The following is a 5737-nucleotide window of genomic DNA, read 5'->3' as shown; positions in this document are numbered from 1 at the left end:
GGGCTGACCCGCCCTGCCAGCAGTGCCATCCGGTCAGGACCGTCCGGCCGGGTCGCGGTCAACGGGACGGAGGAGGACCGCTGCCAGGTGGCGATTTCCTGTTGCCTGGCTGCGGATCGCCGACGGCGATGACCAGGCGGGTGCTAGCGTCGATGGCGACCTGCAGATTGGTCGAGTAGCGGTAGTTCTTGCTCCGCGCGGCCAGCCGGTGGTCCCTGGTAGGGATCAGCGTGCCGTCGACGATCGCGATCTGATCGACCGGGCACCGGCGGACCGGGGCCAGGGCCAGCAGCGGACCCAAAGTGTCGATGACCCGGTGGGCGGCGGAGTGGACACCCCGAACAGCGGCCCGATCTGCCGCATCGTCAGGTTGGTGCGCCAGTACGCCGCCACCGGCAGTACCCGGTCGGGCAGGTCGACGGCCCACTGCCGTCCCGACCAACCGTCAGCGACGGCGTCCCCGCCACGCTCGGCAACCAAGCGCACCAGCTTACGGAACTGGGCGGGCTGCAGACCGGTGAACGGGAAGATCCACTCCGGCCGGACTGAGGAGATCACCTACACCACGACATCTTCGTTGACCGTCCTCATGGGATCGCAGCCGGGTTACGAGACGTCCCCTCGGCGCTCGCAATCGCTTCGGCGACCTTCTCGATCTGCCCGGCTAAGCCGTAACGAGGCACAGACCGACTGCCGGCTCGTAGCCGGTGTCGTCGCGGCCAGCAGATGCTGCACCTGGATGGTGATCACTTCGACGGCCACCGCTGCGGCCTTTGCCCGGCCGAGGCCCTTCAACGTTCCTATTCACGGAGTTACTACTCAGCCGACGCCGGGGCGGACTCGACAGACAGCCGGGTGTGGGGTGCGTTTACTACGACGGTCGTAGCAAACGCACCCGACGCCCGGACAAGCACCTACTCAAAACAATCGGCAGCTCGCCGGGTCGGTCAACGACACGCTGAAAGGCCAACTCGACCTCGAACAGAACGCGGCGAGCGGGGCCGGCAGCGTAGACAATCTTTTGGGTCGCTGGCGAGGTGACTACTTCGGTGTTCTCTGGGAGCACACGTCGACTCGGCCATCCCGACCGAGCGTCTCAGCTCCTCCCCCGACGCCTGAAGGCCTTCGTCCGTGGCGGGTCAGGGTTCAATCGGGCGGACCTGATCGCGGTACCGCTCATAGAGGACGCGATTGTGCGCGTCGCCCTGAGCGAGATTCGCGGACACGTGGACGGGCGGATCGATGCCGCGGCCCAGCAACTGACCGCAGATCAGTTCGGTGAGCAGCTGCGCGATGAGGACTCCGGTGAGCGACGAAACAGCCCCTATCCGAACTCCTGGGGTGATCTCCAATGCCGCATCCCCCGCCGGGGCGCGGTTGTCGATGACCACATCCGCCAAGTCAGCGAGATGCGGTCCGTGTGTCGAACGGGCACCGGCCGAGCGAGTGTGTGCCAGTGAGGTGACCGCCACGATCGGATGCGCGTGCTTGCGGGCCAGCGCCGCCATCTCGATGACGGCGGCGTTAATGCCGGAGTTGGAAACGATCAGGAAGGCGTCGTGCTCGGAGGGCGCGGCGAGGTGGTAGATCCGCTCGGCCAGGCCGGACTCGCGCTCGTACGTCGGATCAAGGATCGGCCCCGGTTCGGCGCCACCGAACATCACGAGATCCTTGACCGCGAGCATGCTGACGGCGGCGAGCCCGCCGGCACGCGCCGCGAGTTCGAGGGCGACGATTCGCGAGTGGCCGGTCCCGAACGCCTGTAATACACCCCCGGCGGTGATGGCGTCGGCGACGAGCCCGGCCGCTGCCTCGATGGCGTCGAGTTGTGTTGCCAGGACCTGTTCGAGTGCGGTCCGGGCGATGTTGGCGTAGGCGGGCTCAGGCACTGATCCTCCTGGGTTGTTCACGGTTTCGGACGGCCTCTACGGCCGTCTCCACGGCGGTCTCGACGATGATCTCGCCGCTGCCCGAGGTGACGGGACTGGCATAGGTTTCGTAGCAGGGTTGCGTGTCACGGGTGGGTAGGTAGCCGAGGTAGCCGTTCGCATAGCCGAGGACCACAATGTCCCTAACCTGGTCCGCCGCTGCGGAACGGATCGTTTCGCCCAGCTCCAGGAACAGCTCGCCGGGAACGGCCACCACCGTGACCCCGTCGAGGTCCACCGCCTCTACGTCGATCACATACGGTTCCGTGCGCTGGCGGGCAGCCTGTTCCTCCGCGATCCGCAGTCCCTGTTGCAGAACCCGGTGGATGCGTTCGTCTTCGTTCCCTGGCGGCGGGGCCCGACGCACAGCGACGTCAAGCTCAGCTCGCTGTTTCGGCGCAAGCGCCACTGTTCGCGAGACCGGCGGGCGTACCGGCGTCGGGGTACCCCTGCTGACGCGTGGCGACACCGGTTCGACCCGGTCCGCCAACCAGACGCCGAGCCGATCCACCTCGTCAAGCCCCCGCCCCTGACGGGTGTGCCTGGTACTGATGTCACCGGCCGCACCGGTGGCGACGACCACCCACCTGTCAGGCGTGGACAGCGCCCGGCGGATGCCGCCGTTGAGGTCCGCGCTCACATGATTGTTGTCGGCGGGAAGAATGGTCGGGTGGACCGGCGAGACCACGACCAACCCCACCACGTCGGTACCTGCGGTGACCACAATGGTGTCGACGGGAATGTCCAGGGGACCCGGGTCAGCGATGTTGCGGTGACCCGCCAGCTTGGGGACCAACGTGCGGGCAGAGTCGAGTCTGGCGGCACGCTCGGAAGCTATGGCGGATCGCGCGGCCACGAGCGATGCGGCTTCGAGCCGGTCGGCGAGGTGCCGTGGCGTGGCGTCGCCGCCGGGGCTGCAGCCCGCCTCGGGACTGGCGTGGGTGTGCGTGGCGGCGACCCAGCAGGACTGCACGCCGACGTCGCGCAGGGCGGTCCGAATACGGTCGACGACGTCGACGTTGACGCAGATCAGGTCCGCGACCACCAACGCGAACCGGTGGCCCTCGTCGGCGAAGGTCACGACGTGGACCTCCAGCGGGTCGAGCACGTTCTGGACGCCGTCGGAGCGGTCGACGTACCCACCCATGGGTTCTCCGGGCACGACCTCGAGACGTGCCACCCCGTGTCCGGCCCTCATGCGTCGCCACCGGATTGCTGGCATCCAAGTAGGCGTGCATACGGGGCGGCACCGTTCAGGAGCACCGGACCGCCGTCGAGCGGCTCCGCTCTGGGCGTGACCAGGGGCAGCCCTTTGGCCTCGAGTTCGGCCGACAGTGCCTGGTAGAGAGCGTCGCCCGGGGTCAGCAGCCGTCCGCTGAAGGACACCCGGCGTGCTGCCCCGCTGAGCCCGAGTCGGTCGGTTGCCGCTTGCGCCGCGTCGGCGAGATCGGTCGCGGCCTCGACGCAGATCCGGCACGCCACCGGGTCGGCCTGGGCGGCTGCGTCGTTCACCTCGCGAGCGAAGGCCGCCGTACGCGAGATCATGGCCGGGTCCCGGTAGTACTTCTGAAGCGAGGCCAGGTCGACGCCGCCGAGCGCCGCGACGAGGGGGTCGACCAGCACGGTTGCCGGCCCGACCTGGTCGTACGACGCGGCCGCTGCGCGCATCCCGGCCAGTCCGATGGCGTACGCGCTGCCGCGGTCCCCGAGATGGGGACCCCAGCCGTCGAGCCGGGCGTGTGCGCCGTCGGTGTCCACCGCGAGCACGGTCGTTCCGGTCCCGACACATAGCAGTACGCCGGGACCGCCGAGAGCGCCGGCGTGCGCGAGGATGCTGTCCTCCACGACCACGGCCGGGCCGCGGAACTCCCGTTCGAGGGCGACGGCAAGTCGCCGGCGCTCAGCGTGCTCCCCCGGGACGCCGGTCAGGCCGGCTACCACGCCCGACACCTGCGCGGGAAGGGAGATCGTCGCTGCGGCGCCACGAACTGCGGCCAGGATCCGGTCCACGCCGTCCTCTTGTGGCCGGTAGGAGAAGCCCGGGCCAACACCGAGGTGGCGGCCCGCCGGGGTATGTAGCAGAAGCCGAAGCTCCGACTTGCCGCCGTCGATGGTGATCGTCGTTGTCAACGCGACATCCCTGCCGTCAGGCCCGCGACGATCTGCTTGGTCGCGAGTGCGAACACCACGGCCAGCGGCACCAGGGCGATCACGAGTCCGGCGAACAGGGTGCCGCGATCGGCGGCGAACTCGCCGAAGAACCGGGTCAGCCCGACCGGGATGGTGTACTTGTCCCCGCTGCGCAGCAGCACCAACGGATAGAAGAAGTCGTTCCAGGTCGGCGCGAACTGGAAGACCGTGGCCACGGCGATCGCCGGCCGCATCAGGGGCAGGACGACCGACACGAACAGCCGGCCCTCGTGTGCCCCGTCGATCCGCGCGGCCTCCTCCAGTTCGCCGGGCAGTCCCCGCATGAAACCCATGATCACGAAAACCGAGAACGGGATCCCGCTCGCCGCGTAGAGCAGTACCAACCCGATCCGGCTGTCGATCAGACCTATCGACTGGAACATGTAGAACACCGGTAGCAGGCCGAGCTTCGCGGGAATCATCAACCCGGACAGGAAGAACGCCGCCAGCAGGGCGCGGCCCCGGAATTTCCACCTGGACAGGGCGTAGGCGGCCATCGCCGAGACGCTGACGCACAGTGCCACCGAAGCGCAGGTGACGGTCAGCGAGTTGATGAAGTACGTCGAGATCGACGCGGTCTGCCACGCGCGCGTGTAGTTGCTCAGGTCGAACGAGTTGGGCAGCCCGACCGGTGCCCGGAGGATATCCGCGTTGGGCCGCAGCGATCCGATCAGCACCAGCAGCAGCGGGCCGAAGGCGACCGCGGCGTAGGCCCACAGGATGAGCTGGCGGCCGGCGGTGTGGAGTAGCGGACGCTGGCGGGTGCCGCGCGGAGGTGGGAGGTCAGCCCTGGCTTTCCATGCCGCGCGAGGGGCGGCGTGCAGCGTCTTCATCTAGTGGACCTCCCGGCGGCGCAGCGCCCGCTCCAAGGCCAGGGAAACCCCGAAGATGAGCACGAAGATCAGCATGGCCAACGCCGACGACTCTCCGATCGCGTTGCTGCCGCCCTGAAAGGCGGTTCGGTAATAGAGCAGGCCCAGCACGTCCATGGCGCCGCCGGGGCCTCCGTCGGAACCACCCAGCGCGTAGACAAGGTCGAAGATGTTGAAGCATCCGATGAACGTCAGCACGGTGATCACGCCGACCGCCGGCATCAGGAGCGGGAAGCGGATGCTCCAGAACGCCCGAGTCGCTGACGCGCCGTCCATCGCGGCCGCCTCCTCCAATTCACGAGGGATACCGGCCAGGGCGGCGCCGAAGATGAGCATTGGTCCGCCGATCCACTGCCAGGCGTTGACCAGGATCAGTACGGGCAGCGCGAGGTCGGGCTCACCGAGCCATGGCCGCGCCCACGCGTCCAGGCCGACTGCTCTGAGCGCGAAATTGATCGGGCCGAAGGTGGGACTCAGCAGGAGCGACCAGATGTAGCCGACGATCAGCGGGCTGATCAGGTAGGGAAGCGAGAAGAGCGTCTGGAACAGCCGCTTGCCCCAGGGATTGCGGTGCAGGAGCACCGCCAGGCCCAGTCCGACGGTGTTCTGGATCGCCATGGTGCCGACGAAGAAGAGGACATTGTGCCCCAGGGCCAGGGCGATTGCGTAGTCGGGCGGTAGGGCTCTGAGCTGGGGACCTGTGGAGTGAATGGCCTCTGTGGAGGCGAAGGGGGCGGGTGAGATCGC

Annotated in this window: 5 protein-coding genes and 2 pseudogenes; 1 reads left to right on the top strand and 6 read right to left on the bottom strand. The window is 68.2% G+C overall.

Features of this window, described 5'->3' with window-relative positions; genetic code table 11:
* Positions 1-97: 97 nt before the first annotated feature.
* Positions 98-558: pseudogene (locus ACWD5O_RS36835) on the bottom strand (transposase family protein); the annotation flags it as partial.
* A 301-nt stretch (positions 559-859) separates the two neighbouring features.
* On the opposite strand from ACWD5O_RS36835, the pseudogene ACWD5O_RS36830 reads away from it, so the two are divergent.
* Positions 860-986, top strand: a pseudogene (locus tag ACWD5O_RS36830) (IS982 family transposase); the annotation flags it as partial.
* Positions 987-1139: 153 nt separating this feature from the next.
* Here ACWD5O_RS36830 and ACWD5O_RS36825 read toward each other — a convergent pair.
* The 5 genes from ACWD5O_RS36825 to ACWD5O_RS36805 form a co-directional block, all read right to left on the bottom strand.
* Positions 1140-1889, bottom strand: coding sequence for a sugar isomerase domain-containing protein (locus ACWD5O_RS36825; RefSeq protein ID WP_354965877.1), 750 nt, complete (start codon positions 1887-1889; stop codon positions 1140-1142).
* Entirely contained in the window at positions 1882-3075 is a 1194-nt protein-coding gene (locus ACWD5O_RS36820) for a hypothetical protein (RefSeq protein ID WP_450088141.1), read from the bottom strand. Before ACWD5O_RS36820 ends, ACWD5O_RS36825 begins: the two co-directional genes overlap by 8 nt.
* A 47-nt stretch (positions 3076-3122) precedes the next feature.
* Positions 3123-4058, bottom strand: a complete 936-nt coding sequence (locus tag ACWD5O_RS36815) for an N-acetylglucosamine kinase (protein ID WP_450088140.1) — start codon at positions 4056-4058, stop codon at positions 3123-3125.
* Positions 4055-4951 (bottom strand): carbohydrate ABC transporter permease, encoded by an 897-nt coding sequence (locus tag ACWD5O_RS36810; protein ID WP_450088139.1) that lies wholly within the window; start codon positions 4949-4951, stop codon positions 4055-4057. Before ACWD5O_RS36810 ends, ACWD5O_RS36815 begins: the two co-directional genes overlap by 4 nt.
* A partial coding sequence (locus ACWD5O_RS36805; protein WP_450088138.1) for a carbohydrate ABC transporter permease occupies positions 4952-5737 on the bottom strand: 786 nt, incomplete at its 5' end. It lies immediately after the preceding gene.

The sequence above is a fragment of the Micromonospora sp. NPDC005161 genome (assembly GCF_053599855.1).
This window is presented reverse-complemented; position numbering and strand designations above follow the sequence as displayed.